Raw genomic sequence first — 18,920 nt, 5'->3', positions numbered from 1 at the left:
TCCTTTTTAATTTATTTCTTTTTGTTATTTTTAAAAAGTTTTCCACTGTCACAAAATTGACATTGACATTTGACACTGAAAATCATTATCATTTGATTATAGGCAATTTCGTATGCCTAAATGTTTATATGGATTATAGTGAAAGAGTAAGGGTATTGCTATGAAACTCATTTATTTGATTATTGGCTTTATGATCTTGTCGGTAACCTCCCTGTTTCTGGGGGTGCAGGATATATCGCCGCTGGATCTATTCAGCTTAACGGAAGCCCAGGCACATGTCCTGCTGGTTAGCCGGATTCCGCGCTTGATTTCCATCATCCTCGCTGGGGTGGGAATGAGCATATGCGGCTTGATCATGCAGCAGCTGACAAGAAATAAGTTCGTATCGCCTACAACCGCTGGTACAGAAGATTCCGCAAGATTCGGGATTCTGGTATCACTGATGCTGTTCTCAGCTGCAAGTCCGCTTGTGAAGGTGCTTGTTGCTTTCTTCTTTGCTTTGTTAGGCACATTCATTTTTATGAAGCTCCTGGAAAAGGTGAAGTATAAGGATGCCATCTTCATTCCCCTTGTCGGTATGATGTTTGGAAGCATTGTCGGTTCGATTACGACCTTCTTTGCCTATAAAAATGATTTGATCCAAAACATGTCCTCCTGGCTCCAGGGCAATTTTTCAACGATGATACAGGGCCGCTATGAGCTTTTATACATAAGCATACCGCTCGTGGCAGTAGCCTACCTCTATGCCAACAAATTTACAATCGCAGGCATGGGGGAAGAATTTTCCGTCAACCTTGGGCTGAATCACAAGCAGGTTGTGAACATTGGCTTGGTCATTGTTGCGCTGATCACAGCCACCGTTGTTCTGACCGTCGGCATGATCCCGTTCCTTGGCTTGATTATCCCGAATATTGTTACGATGTACCGCGGAGACAATCTGCAGAACAGCCTTTCTCATACCGCCTTGCTTGGAGCCGTATTTGTACTGGCCTGTGATATTTTTGGCCGGGTAGTCATTCATCCATATGAAATACCTATCGGCCTTACAGTCGGGGTAATCGGAAGCGGTATTTTTCTTTATATGATCATGAGGAGAAAGGCATATGAGTAATAAAAGTAAGCTGGCAATACTGGCTGTCATCTCCATTGCGCTGGCAGCGGCATTTATTTTTATCGATTTGGGCAGCAATTGGGATTATGCATTGCCAAGGCGGATCAAAAAGGTATATGCCATAGTTTTGACGGGTGCCGTCATTGCTTTTTCCACGCTGGTGTTCCAGACCATTACAAATAACCGGATATTGACTCCAAGCATCATCGGGCTTGATTCCTTATACTTGCTGATTCAGACCTTTCTGATTTTCGCATTCGGGTCGATGAATTTTTTTGTCACGAACGAAAATATTAATTTTATCATCTCGGTTGGCTTCATGGTCCTGTTTGCGGGTTTCTTATATAAACTCCTGTTCCATGGCGGCGGCCAGAATATTTATTTCCTTTTGCTGGTGGGAATCATCTTTGGCACTTTCTTCCGGAGCATCACCGAATTTATGCAGGTGCTGATCGATCCCAACGAATTCCTGGTTGTCCAGGACAGGATGTTTGCCAGCTTCAACAATGTAAAAACTGATTTGCTGCTGATTGCCACAGTGGCAGTCATTTTAATCACCCTGTACTCAATCAGGTATCTCAAATACCTTGATGTCCTCTCCCTAGGAAAGGACCAGGCAGTTAACCTCGGAATTGATTATGACCATGTTGTTAAGAGACTGCTGATCATCATCGCCGTGCTGGTCTCCATCTCGACGGCACTTGTTGGACCGATTACCTTCCTCGGGCTGCTGGTGGCCAATGTCGCGCACCAGTTCCTGAATACGTATAAGCACACTCAATTGATTATCGGAGCCGTGTTCATTTCCATTATTGCGCTGGTTGGCGGCCAACTGATTGTTGAACGGGTGTTTACTTTCACTACTACATTAAGTGTGATCGTCAATTTCATTGGCGGAGTGTATTTTATCTATCTGCTGTTAAAGGAGAGTAAATCATGGTAGACGTTAAACATGTTTCTAAAGTGTATGGCAATAAGAATGTGATTAGTGACGTATCCGTAAAGATTGCAAAAGGAAAGATTACCTCTTTTATCGGGCCGAACGGGGCAGGTAAAAGTACGCTGCTTTCCATGATCAGCCGCTTGATCGCCAAGGATGAAGGGGAGATTTACATCGATGGGATGGATGTCACCCGCTGTAAGAGCAATGAGCTGGCGAAAAAGATTTCGATTCTGAAACAATCAAACAATATTAACATCAGGCTGACGGTGAAGGAGCTCGTTTCTTTTGGAAGGTTCCCGTATTCACAGGGAAGGCTGACGAAGGAAGACCGCAAGTTTGTAGCGGAAGCCATCCGCTATATGGAGCTTGAAGATATTCAGCATAAATATCTTGACCAATTGAGCGGCGGACAGAGGCAGAGGGCCTATATCGCAATGGTAATTGCCCAGGATACGGAGTATGTCCTGCTCGATGAGCCGTTGAACAACCTTGACATGAAACATTCGGTCCAAATCATGAAGGTGTTGCGCAAGCTGGCCGATGAGCTGGGCAAGACGGTTGTGATTGTCATCCATGACATCAACTTCGCTTCATGCTACTCCGACTATATCGTGGCCATGAAGGATGGCAGAGTCATAAAAGAGGGTACAACAGACGAGATTATCACACCATCGGTATTGAACGAAGTATACGACATGGATTTTAAGATTGAAGAAATCGACGCCGAGAAAATTTGCGTTTTTTATTCATAATAAAATCGGGCTGTCTGGAAGGGAATCTTCAAGACAGCTTTTTTTATTGTTTGGGAAATTATAAAATTCTATATTTGTGGATGATTGTTGGTAAAATGTTGCGATACCCTGCCATGAATTTGCGAATATCGCTTCTAATTGTGGATGTTGGGAAGCGTGAGGTTCAATCTTTCGATAAGTGCTTGGTTAAAAAGAGGAATTGGGCGAGTTTATATTCGAAAATGAGACTTGCTAATTCGATTTGAGTCAATGATACATCGAATTTGTTAAAGGTATATGCATATGCGTATCAAATAATATGAGTACTCGCATTAAACACTCATTTAATACGAGCAAGGGTTAATATAATGCTGGTTAAGAGGGATTTAATGCTGGTAAGTCGGGATTTAATGCTGGTAAGCGAAGAGATAATGCGAGTACTAGGTTTATAGCTGCGAATTTAATGCTAGTAGCAGCATTAAATTGACCTAGTGTCGGCGTTTAAACCGAGTACTAGCAATTACGCTGTCTCTGTAAAATTGGTGCCTGACCCTCACTCCAGTAAAGTATTAACGAACTAAATGGTACCTGACCMTCACTCCAGTAAAGTATTAACGCATTAAACGGTGCCTGACCCTCACTCCAGTAAAGTATTAACGCATTAAATGGTGCCTGACCCTCATTCCAGTAAAGTATTAACGAACTAAATGGTGCCTGACCCCTCACTGTGTTAACGAAGTGGGGGATCAGGCACTTTTGTTTTTGGCAGTTGATTGACTTGCAGGTACTAAGCCTGTGTTACAGGGACGGAAAGGCCAACGCCTTCTGCCACACGTGTGCCGTACTCGGGGTCTGCCTTATAGAAGTGGGCGATTTGCCGCAGTTTGATGTCATCGTGCTCCACTGGCTTCATGGCAGCTACAATGTTGGCGACAAGGCGGGTACGCTCGTCTTCCGTCATCAGGCGGTAAAGGTCACCAGCCTGGGTGTAGTGGTCATCATGGTCATAGCCAGTGCTGCCCGCAGCACCGCTGACAGGAAATGCCGTTGTGTTGTCCCCAGGGGACTCCTGTGGCCCGCTGAAGCTGTTTGGCTCATAGTAAACGCTGCCGCCGCCGTTGTTGTCAGGGCGCATGAACCCGTCGCGCTGATAATTGTTCACTTCGGCAACTGGCCGGTTGATAGGAAGGGCATTATGGTTGGCGCCAACACGATAGCGATGGGCGTCAGAATAAGCAAACAGGCGTCCCTGAAGCATCTTGTCCGGCGATGCTTCGATTCCAGGTACAAAATTGCCTGGTGAAAGAGTCACTTGTTCCACTTCGGCAAAGTAATTTTCCGGATTTCTGTTCAGAACCATTTTGCCCACTTCAATCAGCGGATAATCCTTTTGCGACCAGACCTTTGTCACATCAAACGGATCCCAGCGGTATGTATCCGCATCTTCAATTGGCATGATCTGCACATACAATGTCCAGGAAGGGAAGTCTCCCTTGTCGATGGCATTGAACAGGTCTTCGGTATGGTAATCAGGGTTTTCCCCGGCAATCTTTGCTGCTACATCCGGTGCAAGGTTCTTCACACCCTGGTTGGTTTTGAAATGGTATTTCACCCAAACACCTTCGCCTTCCTTGTTGACCCACTTGAAAGTATGGCTTCCGAACCCATGCATATGGCGGAAGGTTGCCGGAATGCCGCGGTCAGACATGAGAATGGTCACCTGGTGCAAGGATTCCGGAGACAGGGACCAGAAATCCCACACGGCATTTGGATTTTTTAGATGTGTTTGCGGATGTCTCTTTTGTGTATGAATGAAGTCAGGGAACTTAATGGCATCGCGAATAAAGAATACAGGTGTATTGTTTCCGACGAGGTCATAGTTGCCTTCCTCCGTATAAAATTTAACGGCAAATCCCCTTGGATCCCTTACCGTATCAGCCGAACCAAGTTCGCCGGCGACAGTTGAAAAACGGATGAACATAGGTGTGCGCTTGCCAACTTCAGAAAGGAAGGCCGCTTTGGTGTATTTGCTAACATCATTCGTTACCTCGAAATAGCCATGTGCACCTGCACCTTTAGCGTGGACAACACGCTCGGGAACACGCTCACGGTTAAAATGGGCCAATTTCTCCAATAAGTGGACATCCTGGATCAATGTTGGTCCTCTTGACCCCGCCGTCATGGAATTTTGGTTGTCGCCTACAGGGGCGCCCCAACTGGTAGTAAGTTTTTTGCTCATTTTATATCCTCCTTAAATACATTTGCACTGTAAAAATACTAATCACCTTAGTTAAGATTTAAAGTGAAAATGAATCTTAATTTATAATTAATATAATATAGGCATCTAGCATTCGTCAACACATTATATCTACCAACCCATTTTTTTATGACAAGCTAATTATCATTTGGGGAATGAGGGTTGATGTAACGGGGTTTTTGAAACTGAAGGATGGAAATCAGTGAAGATATTTTAATAAAACAAAAGGTATTATGGAGATAAAACATGGAAAAAAAGAACCCTGTCGGAAGTTGACGAACCATTAAAAATCTCAATTTGTTATTTTAATTGAGAATATTAGAGGCTTGTTCATTTATTCCCTATCTAAAATCCGAATTTTAGTATGAAAATATGACATTCCTGTGAATACTGTGTCGATTTTGCTGTTTGCCCAGTTAAATAGACTATAATAATTATGAAAATATAGGTAATGGAGGAAGAATAATGAAAAGTGAATTGGCAGAGTGTGTTAACCAGCAGATTGCAAATTGGAGCGTCCTTTATATCAAACTGCATAATTATCATTGGTATGTAACAGGTCCTGAGTTTTTTACCCTGCACGCAAAATTTGAGGAACTTTATAATGAAGCTGCCCTGCATATTGATGAACTGGCAGAGCGCCTGCTGGCTTTGGGAGACAAACCGGTTGCGACCATGACCGGCTGCATGGAAATCGCCTCGGTGAAAGAAGCAGAGGGAGGCGAAACGGCCTCAGAAATGGTCGCCAGCATTGTCAGTGATTTTGCCGGTATGATTTCGGAATTGAAAAAAGCTATGGGAATCGCAGATGAAGCCAGGGACGAAACGACAGGAGACTTGCTGCTTTCAATTCATGCAAGCCTAGAAAAGCATGTCTGGATGCTGAATTCGTTTCTTGGTAAGTAGATAAATTTATAAACAAAAAGGACAGCCAGTAGGCTGTCCTTTTATTATGCTGGCCGGGGCTGACCAAGGCGCTTCCGCTTTTCTAAGGAGATGATGAGATTCGAACTCACGCAACGGTTGCCCGTCCTAGCGCATTTCGAGTGCGCCCCCTTGAACCACTTGGGTACATCTCCACAATCAGGCAGGAGTCTTCCTGCAGTGATAAAATTATAGCATATTATCCGCCATGCCGTAAAAGAGAAATTTATCCTTTTATAATAAGGAATAAAAAAAGCGCAAGTGCTCCTGCGCTTTTTTTGTATCTTATTTCAACACGTCATGGTCGACGTACCGTTCGCCATTTATTTCGCTAATTAGGTTGATGGCTGTTTTTGCCCCGTCTCCAGCAGTGATGATGGTGTGGACGCTGACTCCCGCGCAAGTTCCTGCAGCCCAGACTCCATCGACATTCGTCTTGCCGGAAGCATCCACATCGAGAACTGTTTTAATTCTCGGTTCACTTCCTTCTTTTGTTTTAACTCCAATTTTTTCGGCCAGTCCCACGGAAACCCCTGTTGCGAGAATGATATGTTTCGCTTCATAAGAACCGCCGTCTGTCTCAACCAGGAAGCCACCTTCTTTTTTGACAAGATTGGTTACTTCCCCTTGAACAAGCTCTGCACCTTGCTTAACTGCCTGACCCTTTCCTCTTTCGACTAGATCGGGACCCGTAATGTCACCAGCACCATAATGGTTTTCAATCCAGGCCCTTTTTGTCATGCTTTTATCATTGTCGATCAGCAATGTTTTTTTGCCTGCCTTGGCGGTGAAGATGGCAGCGCTTGCACCGGCCGCGCCAGCACCAATAATAGCGATATCAAACATTTCCATTCCTCCCATTCTTTTAATGACACCATTATTCTACCAAAGTACCTTTTCTTTTACCTTTTTTATGCTTGAATAGTTTTATTTTTCAATCAAAGGTTCGGTTATTTTTAGACTCTTTTATAAATTCAAATAAATGGTTGAATTTCTCCTATATCGGTGGTTTAATGAAGTTAGTATAACACTTATCAGATATGTGATATCTGAAAAGGCAGGTGAAAATCATTTGGATGTGGAGAAAATCTCCAATAAAAAGGTCTCCGATTCAGTTGTCGAACAGATAGAGAAGATGATTGAATCTGGAACATTCGCGATTGGCGATAAGCTTCCTTCCGTAAGGGAACTATGTGACTTATTTGGAGTAGGCAGATCCGCTGTCCGTGATGCCCTCACCACCCTGAAAGGCAAGGGAACGGTGGATGTCAGGCGGGGAGAGGGGACGTTCATCTGCGGATTCGATTCCGCGAGCCTGTTCAAAAGCCAGGTGATGCTGCCCAGTTTAAAGGATATCAATGAGCTGTTCCAGGTGAGGAAGATGCTTGAGACAGGCATTGCCGAGGTGGCTGCATTGAACCGCAGTGATGAAGTGGTTTCGGAACTGGAAGAAATTTTATCGCTTCAAACTGAAGCGGGCTGGGGATCGGATTACAATTTTCATATGGCCATTGCCAAGGCCGCCGGAAATGATATTCTGATCCAGTTAATAGAGTTTATCTCTGCTGCAATGAAAAAGGTCATGAGCGAGTTTTATAAAAAGATAGAAGAGGATCCTGAAACGGTTGCGGAAATTGAACACCAGCATCAAAGGATCCTTCAGGCCATAAAAGCCCGGGAGCCGCTAGCGGCCAGGAGGGAAATGATGGGCCACTTGTCATTTGTTGAAGAACTGCTGCGCAGCAGCATTTTAGAAAGCGCTTAAATCTATAGGGGGTGTCGACTTGGTAACAGCAGAGCTGCTGGCAGATTTGAAGGCCATTTTTCCTGAGCTGAAGATGGCAGGAGAGGAAAGTGTCACCATTTTCCCGAAGGAAGAGGAAGAAATAGCAAAAGTGTTGGCCTATTGCAACGATTCGAGAACAGCCGTCTCGGTATTGGGAGGAGGCACTAAACGGGGATGGGGAACCCCTGAGAAAACCCAAATACAGCTGTCGCTGTCGGAGTATACAGGAGTCGTGGAACATACACCCGGAGATATGACAGTGACCGTCAAGGCTGGGACTACTTTTAAGGAACTGCAGGGTTTTTTGGCGCAGTACAGCCAGAAACTTGCCCTTGATCCGTCATGGCCGGCATTTGCGACTGTCGGTGGGGTCATTGCCTCAAATGACAGCGGTCCCAAACGGCTTGGATATGGCATAGCCAGGGACTCGGTAATCGGACTTCGAACCGTTTATCCTGATGGCCGGATTATCAGGTCGGGGGGACGAGTGGTGAAAAATGTTGCCGGCTATGATATGAATAAACTTTTTATTGGCTCAATGGGAACCTTGGGGGTTATTTCCGAAGTGACATTTAAGCTCCGGCCGCTTCCAAAATGCGAGAGCCTGGCGCTTCTTTCTTTTCCGGAAGGGGACCTGGAAGAGGTACGGCGTTTTGCCATCAACCTTCTCGATTCGATGATGGAGCCCGTCGCACTGGAGCTGCTGAATCCGTTCATGGCTGGCAATCTAGCGGACAGGAACGGCTATACACTGGCCATCAGCTTTGAGGATGTTGAAACTTCGGTACGCTACCAGGAACAATACATCAAGGCGAACCAGCCTTCCCGGACCAGCCTTGACATCCTGAAAGATGAAGAGGCCAAGGCTTTCTGGAATAAGCTTTATACAGCAGCTCCATGCGGCCTTGACTCATTGGAGGAAGACTTAAGCAATAGGGAAACAGCCGCTGCAATGAAAATTGGCGTCGTGAACCTGAAGGTGCTTGATGTGATAAGGGAATGCCAGCTTCTTTCTGATGGAGGCCAGGTTGCGGCCGAGGCCCATGGCGGTCTTGGGACGGGAATTTGCCAGGTTGTTCTGAGAGGTTCCGCTGACCAGGTTGCCGCAGGCATCCTGCAACTCCGCAAGTTTGCCGTCCAGGAGGGCGGGTATGCAGTTGTCAAACATTTGCCGGAAGTCCTGGGCGGCAAAGTGGATGCCTGGGGCGACAAGCCGTCTTACTTCCCCCTGATGGAAGGAATAAAGGCAAAGATGGACCCGAACAGAATCTTGAATCCTAATGCATTTATTGGGGGGATATAAATTGAGTTTAAGAGAGTTGGATTTAAAGCAGGAACCATCCTGTTCATCGGGGAGCCTGAGCAATTATCTGGCAAAAGACCATCCGGACGAAACCAAATGGGCCGACTGCGTCCATTGCGGCATGTGTCTTGAATCGTGCCCGACCTATGAGATCACCGGCCAGGAACAGCATTCCCCGCGCGGCCGTGTCCATCTGATCAAATCAGTGGCGGAAGGCAGGCTTAATGTAAACGAATTTTTTGCCGACCCGGTCTTTGCCTGCCTTGATTGCCGTGCATGCACCACGGCCTGTCCGGCAGATGTGGATGTGGGCGGCCTGATTGAGGAAGCACGCGGACAGGTGCGTCAAGCGATGCCATTGACCGGCTGGCAGGGGGCCGTCAGCAGCATGTTCCTGAAGGGGGTTTTCCCGAAACAAAATCGCCTCAATACCTTGGGAAGCATGCTGAAGTTCTACCAGAAGAGCGGCGTACAGAGTGTGGTCCGGAAAACAAAGCTAATTAACATCATGCCCAAACATCTAGTCGAAATGGAAGCCATCATGCCGGAAATTAAAGAACCGGTCAGGAAAAAATACAAAAATGAAAAGGTCATTAAGGCAAAAGGGGAGAGCAAGCGCGAGGTAGCATTGCTGACAGGCTGCATCATGGATGTCATGTTCAGCGATATAAATGAGGCGACGATCAATGTATTGACCCGAAATGGAAATGATGTTGTCATCCCGAAAAACCAGACTTGCTGCGGCGCCCTCCATGTTCATGCAGGAGACCGGGATACAGGCAGAATGCTCGCAAAACAGAATATGGAAGCATTCAGGGATGCAGAGAAAGTAGTTGTCAATGCAGCAGGCTGCGGCTGCATGATGAAGGAATATGCCGAGCTGTTCCATGACGATCCGGAAATGAGGAAAGAGGCGGAGAAGTTTGCCGAAAAAGTGGAGGACATATCGAAGCATCTCCATGATACAGGATACGAAAAACCAAAGGCTGAGCTGAAAACAAGAATTACGTATCACGATGCCTGCCACTTGGCCCATGGGCAGAATATCCGCCAGGAGCCGCGCAATATCCTGCTTGATATACCTGGGGTCGAGATGGTCCATATGCCGAATTCCGACCGCTGCTGCGGAAGTGCGGGCATTTATAACATTACCAACCCCGAGATGGCCGGTGCCGTATTGGAGAGCAAGATGGAAAACGTTCCTGATGATGTGGAAATGATTTCAATGGGAAATCCGGGCTGCATGCTGCAAATGGCAATGGGCGTCGAAAAATATGGGCGGAGCCAAAAAATTGTCCATACCGTCCAGCTGCTTGACTGGGCTTATCAGAAAGAGGACGGGAAGGGGGAAAACTAGATGGCATTTTTAAAGGAAATCAAGACCAATGACCAGCATATCCACAAACTTGCCAGCATCGTCGGGAGCGCCCGTTCCATTCTCTATAAAAAAGAAGATTTGCTGGCTTATGATTGCGATGGGTTCACCATCCACAAACATTTGCCGAGAGCCGTCGTCTTTCCGAAAAACACGGAAGAAGTGGCGGCGGTAGTGAAGTACTGCCATGAAAATGATCTGCCTTTCCTGGCGCGCGGCGCAGGAACAGGATTGAGCGGCGGAGCGATTCCACTAAACAATGAAATCATTATTTCCATGGTGAAAATGAAAAGGCTCCTTAGCGTCGACCTTGAAAACAGAAGGGCGGTCGTAGAACCCGGCTTTGTCAATCTCAAGCTGACAAATTCGATTTCAGATCGGGGCTATTACTATGCACCAGACCCTTCAAGCCAATATTGCTGCACCATCGGCGGGAATGTGGCCGAGAATGCGGGAGGCGCGCACTGTTTGAAATATGGAGTCACAACCAACCATATCCTCGGTCTTGAGGTGGTTTTGCCAAATGGAGAAATCATCGAGATAGGCAAGGATGGAGTGGCCGATGAACCAGGCTACGACTTGCTCGGCCTTTTGACCGGATCCGAAGGGACACTTGGAATCGTGACCAAAATAACGGTCCGCATCCTGAAAAACCCTGAAGGCAAACAGACGGTTCTGGCCTATTTTGATAGTGTTGCCGATGGAAGCCAGGCTGTTTCCGATATTATTTCTTCGGGCATTGTCCCGGCCGCTCTGGAGATGATGGATAAAACGGCTATTGAGGGCGTGGAAGCGGCAGCTTTTCCTGTTGGGCACCCGAAGGACATTGAAGCGGTTCTGCTGATTGAGGTAGATGGGATTACGGCGGGGATCGACGAGCAGATTGAGCAGATTTTAACGGTTTGCAGGAACAGGAACGTCCGTGAGGTAAAGGTAGCCAGGGATGAAGCTGAGCGAGGCCGCTGGTGGGCCAACCGTAAAACCGGTTTTGGAGCGATGGGAGCAATTTCCCCCGACTATCTTGTGCAGGATGGGGTCATTCCGCGCAGCAAACTTCCCGAGGTATTGGCACGGATCAATCAAATCAGTGAGGAATCGGGACTGAGGATTGCGAACATCTTCCATGCAGGTGATGGGAATCTTCATCCGCTGGTGTTGTTCGATGCCCGAGTGCCTGGTGAAACCGAAAAAGCTCTCGAAGCAGGAAGCCTTTGCCTCAAGGTGTGTGCCGACGTAGGAGGAACCATTACTGGAGAACATGGTGTCGGCATCGAAAAGCGTGAAGAAATGCGGTTCGTATTTACCGAAGAGGAAATCGCCGCCCAGACGGATGTCAGGGAAGTTTTTAATTCAAAGAACCTCCTGAATGCAGGGAAGCTTTTCCCTTCTCCTGGACGCTGTGTCGAAATAAAAAAGGAAATGAAGGCCAGCGCCGCCTTATAAACTATTTTAAATATTTAGAAACTTGGTTGGAGAATTATTTGAAAGCGCATTAATGTTAGTGATATTATGACCCTATGATGGTTTAGGAATGGAGGAAACTAGCAAATGGCAGAATATGTGAAATCAGGCAGTCTTCAAGTGGCAAAGGAACTTTATGAATTTATCAATTCCGAGGTGCTCCCCGGTTCTAATGTGAATCAACAGGATTTTTGGAACGGATTTGATCAGCTTGTCCATGACCTTGCTCCTAAAAATAAGGAGCTTTTAGCGGCACGTGATCATATTCAGGAAAAGATCGACAGCTGGTACCGTGAAAATGGAAATGATTTTGATTTTGAAAGCTATAAAGCTTTCTTGTCTGAAATTGGCTATTTGGAACCGGAAGTGGAAGATTACAAGATTCAGACAGAGAACGTGGACGATGAGATCGCTTTCCAGGCTGGACCGCAGCTTGTAGTGCCAGTAGACAATGCACGCTATGCCATCAATGCCGCCAATGCGCGCTGGGGCAGCCTGTATGATGCTCTGTATGGAACAGATGCGATTCCGGAAGAAAATGGCGCAGACCGCGGCCTTGGCTACAATCCGGTCCGGGGCGGAAAGGTCATTGAGTTTGGGCGGGATTTCCTTGACCAGGCAGCACCTTTGAAAGGAGCTTCCCACAAGGATGCTGTACAGTATGCCATCGAAAACGGAACTTTGGCTGTCACTCTGGAAAGCGGAGAAAAGACAGGTCTCAATGACGGTGAAAAGTTAATAGGATACCAGGGAAGTCCCGAGCAGCCATCGGCGGTCCTGCTGAAAAACAATGGGCTACATTTTGAAATTCAAATCGATGACCAGCACCCAATCGGCAAAACAGACAAGGCAAGGGTAAAGGATATTCTCATCGAGTCTGCTGTTACGACCATCATCGACTGCGAGGATTCTGTCGCTGCTGTCGATGCGGAAGACAAGACGCTTGTTTACCGCAACTGGCTGGGATTGATGAAGGGGGACATTGAAGCTTCATTCCGCAAAGGCGGCAAGGAAATGACACGCCGCTTAAACCCCGACCGCAAGTATACATCGGTTTCCGGTGAGGAAGTTTCCTTAAGAGGACGGTCCATGCTTTTCATCAGAAATGTGGGCCACTTGATGACAAGCAATATCGTTCTTGACGAACAAGGGCATGAAGTACCGGAAGGTATCCTTGACGGCGTATTTACGGGATTGATTGCAAAGCATACGATTCTTGGAAATGGGACTTACCAAAACTCCCTGAAGAATTCGATTTACATTGTAAAGCCAAAAATGCATGGTTCAGCGGAGGTAGCGTTTGCCAATGAACTGTTCAACCGTATTGAAGACTTGATTGGCGTCGAACGGCACACGCTGAAAATTGGCGTCATGGATGAAGAACGGCGCACATCCCTTAACCTGAAGGCTTGCATCAGGGAAGTAAAAGACCGGGTAGTCTTTATCAACACTGGATTCCTGGACCGGACAGGGGATGAAATCCATACATCCATGGAAGCTGGTCCGATGATCCGCAAAAGTGATATGAAGGCCACTAAGTGGCTTCAAGGCTATGAGAAATCAAATGTATTCGTCGGGCTGAATGCCGGATTCCAGGGACGCGCCCAAATTGGCAAAGGCATGTGGGCAATGCCTGACCTTATGGCGGACATGATCCAGCAAAAAATCGGCCATCTTAATGCTGGCGCCAACACTGCCTGGGTTCCTTCTCCTACAGCTGCGACCCTGCATGCCCTGCATTATCACCAGGTAGATGTAAGCCAGGTGCAGGATCAGCTGAAGAGCGAAGCAAAAGATCTTCGCGATGATATCCTTCAAATCCCGGTTGCTGCAAATGCAAACTGGAGCCCGGAGGAAGTCCAGGCGGAGCTTGACAACAATGCACAGGGGATCCTTGGCTACGTAGTCCGCTGGGTTGAGCAGGGCGTGGGCTGTTCAAAGGTTCCTGACATCAACAACGTTGGGCTGATGGAAGACCGTGCCACTCTCAGAATCTCAAGCCAGCATATGGCAAACTGGCTGCGCCATGGAATCTGCACGGAAGAACAGGTACTGGAAACAATGAAAAGAATGGCAAAGGTCGTTGATGAACAGAACGCTGGAGATCCCGCGTACCGTCCAATGGCAGCCAACTTTGAGGGATCCGTTGCCTTCCAGGCCGCCTGTGACCTGGTCTTTAAAGGAGCAGAACAGCCAAATGGCTACACAGAACCTATTTTGCACCGCCGCCGCCAGGAAGCCAAAGCAAAATACGCTGTGAAGCAGTAAAGGGAAACTTCATTCATTGGGAGCCTTACTGCCAGTTGATGCGGGTTAAAAGGCAGGACAGGGGCATTCTGAGTTCCAGAATGCCCCAGGCTTTTTGGCAGTACATAAAAGCAAGGAAACCAAAGCTATTTTAGGAGGAAATGTTATGAAATTCACAAGGTTTACAGCGGGTGCCAAAACCCATTCAGGGATTATTGAAGGCGAGACGGTCAGGGAGATAACAGGCGACATCTTTACAAGCTGGTCCTACACGGGAAATGTATTTTCCCTCGGTGAGATCAGCCTGCTGGCGCCGCTGGTGCCAAACCAGGTCATTGGGATTGGGGCTAATTACGTCGCCCGAAAGGAAGAGGTTCCAGATGAGCTGCCGAAGATCCCTGTATTCTTCTTCAAGCCGGTCTCTTCTGTTATTGGCCCGGAAGAGGATATCCTCATTCCCGAGGGAATCGATGAAGTCAAATTTGAGTCCGAGCTGGCCATTGTCATAGGCAAGGAAGCCAAGAATATAGCCGAAGAGGATGTGCTCGACTATGTGTTCGGGTATACAGTCGGAAACGATGTCACCGCCCCGCAGTTTTTTCACGAAGCGGGACACTGGACAATCGGCAAATCCTTTGACACCTTCACTCCGCTTGGCCCGGTAATTGAGACCGAACTTGATCCTTTTGAAGTCCGTGTCGAGGCTTTGCTGAATGGCGAAGAAAAACAAAACAGCCCAACCGGACTTATGATTGTTCCAATCAGAAAGATGATTTCCTATTTATCCAATGTCATGACACTAAAGCCAGGAGATGTCATTTTGACAGGCAGCCCGCTGGGGGCCGAGATGGTTCACGAGGGAGATGTGATTGAATGCAGCATCAAAGAGATCGGGACACTCCGCAACACTTTTAAATTGGCAAACAGGAAGGCAAGCATTTCTTAGGAAATCCGCTTCATAAAAGAATCCCCTTAACACCGGAACAAGGGGATTCTTTTTATTATCAATATTCTAAAAATTATTGAAATTAAGCGAATTCCTAGTATAATAGTTTTGAGGCGAATGTTCTATAACAAAATAATAACCGTTATACGACAGCGCTTCGCCATTTTGTTATGTACTAATTTAAATCTTTTAAAACATGAAAAAGGGGGTAGAAAATTTGAGCACAGGCATACTGGCATTTTTATCGCTCCTGCCAATCCTTGCTGTGGCTATATTCCTAGTTGGAATGAGGATGCCCGCCAGCAAGGCGATGCCAATCTCCTATGTGGTGGCAGTGGGGCTCGCCTTGTTTATCTGGCAGGTTCCAGGGGCCAATGTGGCCGCTGCATCCATTAACGGCCTGGTTGTCGCAGGAACACTTTTGTACATTATTTTTGGGGCCATCCTGTTATTGAACACCCTGCAGGAAAGCGGCGGCCTGAGGACGATCCGCCAGGGATTCACCGACATTTCGGAAGACCGCAGGATCCAGGTAATCATTGTGGCGTGGCTGTTCGGATCATTCATTGAAGGATCGGCCGGATTCGGGACGCCGGCAGCAGTGGCCGTCCCGCTGATGGTAGGCCTGGGATTCCCGGCGATGGCAGCGGTTGTGGCCGGCATGGTCATTCAGAGCACCCCGGTATCCTTTGGTGCCGTGGGGACACCGATGATTGTAGGGGTGGGAACTGGCTTATCCGCTGACCCGGGCATCACGAACGATTTTGTTGAACTGGTCAGCTTTATTGCAACGAAGGTAGCCTTCCTCCATATGGTGGCCGGAACTCTTATTCCACTGTTCGTCGTGGCCTTGATGACAAGGTACTTTGGTAAAAACAAATCATTTACCGAAGGGTTGAAAATTTGGAAGTTTGCCTTGTTCGCCGCGTTCGCCATGACCATTCCGTATGTTCTGGTGGCGAATCTCCTTGGACCGGAATTCCCGTCGATGATTGGCGGATTGACTGGGCTGGCGATTGTCATTTTTGCTGCTAAAAAAGGGTTCCTTATGCCGCCTAAAGAAGAGGCCTGGGATTTTGAAGAAAAATCCAAATGGGATCCTGAATGGAGCGGCAAGATTGAAATTAGGGATGTTGCCCACAAGAGCGGCAGCATGGGCATGGTCCGTGCATGGGCACCATATATATTGGTCGGTCTGTTTCTGGTACTCTCCAGATTGAAAACGCTCCCATTTGTGGGATGGCTGCAAAAGTGGACTCTGGCAGCAGAGGATATTTTCGGATCGGGCATTACAGCCAGTTTCCAGCCGCTGTATTCTCCGGGAACCATCTTTATTCTCGTTTCTCTCATTACGTTCTTTATCCACGGCATGAGTGGAAGCGCATACAAACTGGCTTTTACACAATCAGCAAAAACGACGGTAGCGGCTTCAACGGCGCTGGTATTCACTGTTCCAATGGTCCAGGTCTTCCTGAATTCAGGAGGCGGAGCCGCTGGATACGATCGGATGCCAATTGAGCTGGCTAACGGGGTCGCGGCACTTGCAGGCGATTTCTGGCCAATATTTGCAACCTTCATTGGCGGCCTTGGCGCCTTCATCGCAGGCAGCAATACTGTCAGCAATATGATGTTCGCATTGTTCCAATATGACGTAGGCTCACAAATCGGTGTTGACCCTACATGGATCGTCGCACTGCAGGCTGTCGGCGGGGCGGCAGGAAACATGATCTGCGTCCACAACGTTGTTGCCGCCTCTGCGGTTGTGGGTCTTGTGGGCAAAGAAGGAATCGTGATCCGAAAGACGCTTCTGCCTTTCACCTATTATGCGCTGCTTCTTGGCGGTTTGGGCTATTCAATCGTCTGGTATTCCGAAAAAGGACTGTTCAATCTTGGCAGCTTTATCGTAGCATTGATCGCCATGGCGGCCATTTACATTATAGCTACCAACAAGAAAAGAGCCAGCCAGATTACAGTGAATACGCCGGGTGGAAAAACCCTCTAATCCGGTAAAAAGAATAAATCCGCTGCGTCGATATGAGCAGCGGATTTTTGTTCTATAAATAATGTTGTGGCTTTCTTGCTACTCTTTCTCAAACAGCTGAATCTTTTCACGGACAAATGCAGGTACAGGCTGTGGTTCATGTGTGGCAGGATTAATGCTGACGTAAATGATTTCGGCTTGAAGCAAGGGTTTTTCGCCCTCTCTGGTAATTAGGAACTCCATGGCGATGCTGCTGTTGCCTATTCTTGATGTCCTGCACCAAATCTCAAGCCAGTCATTTAATTTCGCAGGACTTTTGTATTCCATTGTTGTTTTCGCCACCACGAAATCGAACTCGCCCTTTTCTGCCAGTGAGTCAACGTCCATCCCCAGCCCTTCCGAAAAATATTCCGTCACGGCAACGTCCAGATAGGTTAAATAATGGGCATTGAAAACAATCTTTTGTCCATCAATTTCGGAATAGCGTACTTTAAGCCGGTGTGAAAAACGGAAACCTTCAGCCACTTTTGCTTCCCCCTTATGTATAGTTACTTCCATTATAAAATAGATTGAATTTTTCGCCATTTATTTTTAAAAGGTTCTGCAGTAGGGAACTCATTCTCCGGGCAAACTGTTAAGGCCAGTTAACTTTTGGTTTCATGTTAAAATAGGGTATACAGAATTAAGGGGGGATTATCTTGACATTTCACCAGCATCCAAATACGTATGTAAGCCAGGTGCACTTGCTGGTTCAGGATGTTAAAAGAAGCATCAAATTTTACCAGGAAATCATCGGCTTTAGAATCCTGAGCCAAAATGAGCGCCAGGCTGTACTGACTGCAGATGGAAAGACGCCGCTTTTGGTTGTGGAACAGCCTGAAGGAGCGGAACCGAAACAGCCAAGAACGACCGGTCTTTACCATTTTGCCCTTCTGCTGCCTTCCAGGGCTGACCTTGGCAGTGCATTGCTTCATCTTCTCCAAACGCAGTATCCCCTGCAGGGAGCATCTGATCATCTGGTGAGTGAAGCGATTTACCTGGCAGATCCGGATGGCAACGGAATTGAAATTTATGCGGATACCCCGGCGGAGAGCTGGACCTGGAATTCCGGGCAGGTGGAAATGGCAACAAAACCGCTGAATGCCGAAGAATTGCTGGCAATAGGCAATGGAACGCCATGGAATGGATTGCCGGAAGAAACAATCATGGGCCACATCCATCTGCATGTGGCGGAATTGCAGGAAATTGAGAAATTCTATTGCGACGGTCTGGGCTTTGATGTGGTCCTTAAGTACGGTCCGCAGGCTTTGTTTATTTCAACTGGCGGATATCACCATCATATTGGCCTGAACACCTGGAACGGTCCTGGTGCACCGTCTCCGAAGGAAAATGCTCCAGGGCTGAAAACTTTCACACTGGCTTTTCCAAAGGAAGAAAAGGAAAATATTATGGGCAGGCTGCGGAAACTTGCTGCACAAGTGAACGAAATGGAAGGAGCGTTCCTAACACAGGATCCTTCCGGGAATAAAATCAAACTCGTATTTTCATGAAAGTACTAAACCCTTCATCCAACCTGGATGAAGGTTTTTTTGTGTGCCAGGCATGTTCATTAACTTGGCGGTGAGAGTCCGCTATGGGCGTTGGGATATGCGAACCATTAGCCAAAGGCAAGGGTGTCCGTGGTGACGCGGAATCTGAAGGAAGCCCTAGGCAAATCCTCGGTCTGAGGTACACGAATCACATTTGAGGTTTTCATTTCAGGACGAGTTTGCAAAACAAAACAAAGTCCAAAATATCCCCGGATGAAATGGGAATAAATGTGGCAGATATACGAGGAGAAAGTGAATGAACTTAC

Annotated in this window: 15 protein-coding genes and 1 tRNA gene; 12 read left to right on the top strand and 4 right to left on the bottom strand. The window is 47.2% G+C overall.

Going from position 1 to position 18,920, the window contains the following annotated elements; translation table 11 throughout:
- The first annotated feature begins 160 nt into the window (after positions 1–160).
- Genes ADU22_RS00515 through ADU22_RS00505 form a run of 3 tightly spaced genes read left to right on the top strand, consistent with a single transcriptional unit; the run spans position 161 to position 2,806 of the window.
- Positions 161–1,111, top strand: a complete 951-nt coding sequence (locus tag ADU22_RS00515; protein ID WP_053360401.1) for an ABC transporter permease — start codon at positions 161–163, stop codon at positions 1,109–1,111.
- Complete coding sequence (locus ADU22_RS00510) at positions 1,104–2,054, top strand: iron chelate uptake ABC transporter family permease subunit (RefSeq protein WP_053360400.1); 951 nt, start codon at positions 1,104–1,106, stop codon at positions 2,052–2,054. Before ADU22_RS00515 ends, ADU22_RS00510 begins: the two co-directional genes overlap by 8 nt.
- Positions 2,048–2,806, top strand: coding sequence for an iron ABC transporter ATP-binding protein (locus tag ADU22_RS00505; RefSeq protein ID WP_053360399.1), 759 nt, complete (start codon positions 2,048–2,050; stop codon positions 2,804–2,806). The genes ADU22_RS00510 and ADU22_RS00505 overlap by 7 nt, the downstream gene beginning before the upstream one ends.
- A 766-nt stretch (positions 2,807–3,572) precedes the next feature.
- Here the strand turns inward: ADU22_RS00505 and katA are convergent.
- Complete coding sequence (gene katA, locus ADU22_RS00500) at positions 3,573–5,024, bottom strand: catalase KatA (protein ID WP_053360398.1); 1,452 nt, start codon at positions 5,022–5,024, stop codon at positions 3,573–3,575.
- A gap of 483 nt (positions 5,025–5,507) precedes the next feature.
- Between katA and ADU22_RS00495 the strand changes: the two genes are divergently transcribed.
- Positions 5,508–5,948: a Dps family protein gene (locus ADU22_RS00495; protein ID WP_053360397.1), complete on the top strand. Its 441-nt coding sequence runs from the start codon at positions 5,508–5,510 to the stop codon at positions 5,946–5,948.
- A gap of 85 nt (positions 5,949–6,033) precedes the next feature.
- Here the strand turns inward: ADU22_RS00495 and ADU22_RS00490 are convergent.
- Positions 6,034–6,121, bottom strand: a tRNA-Ser gene (locus ADU22_RS00490).
- Positions 6,122–6,251: 130 nt separating this feature from the next.
- Positions 6,252–6,812 (bottom strand): FAD-dependent oxidoreductase, encoded by a 561-nt coding sequence (locus tag ADU22_RS00485; RefSeq protein WP_053360396.1) that lies wholly within the window; start codon positions 6,810–6,812, stop codon positions 6,252–6,254.
- Between the two features lie 232 nt (positions 6,813–7,044).
- On the opposite strand from ADU22_RS00485, the gene ADU22_RS00480 reads away from it, so the two are divergent.
- The 7 genes from ADU22_RS00480 (at position 7,045) to ADU22_RS00450 (ending at position 17,086) form a co-directional block, all read left to right on the top strand.
- Positions 7,045–7,731 carry a FadR/GntR family transcriptional regulator gene (locus ADU22_RS00480; RefSeq protein WP_231687938.1) on the top strand — a complete coding sequence of 229 codons (687 nt, stop codon included), beginning with the start codon at positions 7,045–7,047 and terminating at the stop codon, positions 7,729–7,731.
- A gap of 19 nt (positions 7,732–7,750) precedes the next feature.
- Positions 7,751–9,055, top strand: coding sequence for an FAD-binding oxidoreductase (locus ADU22_RS00475; protein WP_053360394.1), 1,305 nt, complete (start codon positions 7,751–7,753; stop codon positions 9,053–9,055).
- Between the two features lies 1 nt (position 9,056).
- A complete protein-coding gene (locus tag ADU22_RS00470; protein WP_053360393.1) occupies positions 9,057–10,412 on the top strand; it encodes a (Fe-S)-binding protein in 1,356 nt (451 codons plus the stop codon).
- Positions 10,413–11,873 carry an FAD-linked oxidase C-terminal domain-containing protein gene (locus ADU22_RS00465; RefSeq protein ID WP_053360392.1) on the top strand — a complete coding sequence of 487 codons (1,461 nt, stop codon included), beginning with the start codon at positions 10,413–10,415 and terminating at the stop codon, positions 11,871–11,873.
- Between the two features lie 105 nt (positions 11,874–11,978).
- Positions 11,979–14,159 (top strand): malate synthase G, encoded by a 2,181-nt coding sequence (locus tag ADU22_RS00460; RefSeq protein WP_053360391.1) that lies wholly within the window; start codon positions 11,979–11,981, stop codon positions 14,157–14,159.
- Between the two features lie 145 nt (positions 14,160–14,304).
- Positions 14,305–15,084: a fumarylacetoacetate hydrolase family protein gene (locus ADU22_RS00455; protein WP_053360390.1), complete on the top strand. Its 780-nt coding sequence runs from the start codon at positions 14,305–14,307 to the stop codon at positions 15,082–15,084.
- A 217-nt stretch (positions 15,085–15,301) separates the two neighbouring features.
- Positions 15,302–17,086, top strand: coding sequence for an L-lactate permease (locus ADU22_RS00450; protein WP_053360389.1), 1,785 nt, complete (start codon positions 15,302–15,304; stop codon positions 17,084–17,086).
- A 78-nt stretch (positions 17,087–17,164) separates the two neighbouring features.
- On the opposite strand, the gene ADU22_RS00445 is transcribed toward ADU22_RS00450, so the two are convergent.
- Positions 17,165–17,590, bottom strand: coding sequence for an acyl-CoA thioesterase (locus ADU22_RS00445; RefSeq protein WP_231687818.1), 426 nt, complete (start codon positions 17,588–17,590; stop codon positions 17,165–17,167).
- 173 nt (positions 17,591–17,763) lie between these two features.
- Here ADU22_RS00445 and ADU22_RS00440 point away from each other — a divergent pair, with 173 nt between their 5' ends.
- Positions 17,764–18,615, top strand: a complete 852-nt coding sequence (locus ADU22_RS00440; RefSeq protein ID WP_053360388.1) for a VOC family protein — start codon at positions 17,764–17,766, stop codon at positions 18,613–18,615.
- Positions 18,616–18,920: the final 305 nt, after the last annotated feature.

It is taken from the genome of Bacillus sp. FJAT-27251 (assembly GCF_001273925.1).
In the GTDB taxonomy this organism is placed as follows: domain Bacteria; phylum Bacillota; class Bacilli; order Bacillales; family Cytobacillaceae; genus Mesobacillus_B.
The sequence above is the reverse complement of the archived record's forward strand: the minus strand, read 5'-3'. Positions and strand labels throughout refer to the sequence as shown.

Excerpts from the sequence above, each read along its gene's own strand:
- ADU22_RS00515 (WP_053360401.1), top strand. The coding sequence starts at position 161 with ATGAAACTCATTTATTTGATTATTGGCTTTATGATCTTGTCGGTAACC.
- ADU22_RS00510 (WP_053360400.1), top strand. The coding sequence starts at position 1,104 with ATGAGTAATAAAAGTAAGCTGGCAATACTGGCTGTCATCTCCATTGCG.
- ADU22_RS00505 (WP_053360399.1), top strand. The coding sequence starts at position 2,048 with ATGGTAGACGTTAAACATGTTTCTAAAGTGTATGGCAATAAGAATGTG.
- katA (WP_053360398.1), bottom strand. The coding sequence starts at position 5,024 with ATGAGCAAAAAACTTACTACCAGTTGGGGCGCCCCTGTAGGCGACAAC.
- ADU22_RS00495 (WP_053360397.1), top strand. The coding sequence starts at position 5,508 with ATGAAAAGTGAATTGGCAGAGTGTGTTAACCAGCAGATTGCAAATTGG.
- ADU22_RS00485 (WP_053360396.1), bottom strand. The coding sequence starts at position 6,812 with ATGTTTGATATCGCTATTATTGGTGCTGGCGCGGCCGGTGCAAGCGCT.
- ADU22_RS00465 (WP_053360392.1), top strand. The coding sequence starts at position 10,413 with ATGGCATTTTTAAAGGAAATCAAGACCAATGACCAGCATATCCACAAA.
- ADU22_RS00460 (WP_053360391.1), top strand. The coding sequence starts at position 11,979 with ATGGCAGAATATGTGAAATCAGGCAGTCTTCAAGTGGCAAAGGAACTT.
- ADU22_RS00455 (WP_053360390.1), top strand. The coding sequence starts at position 14,305 with ATGAAATTCACAAGGTTTACAGCGGGTGCCAAAACCCATTCAGGGATT.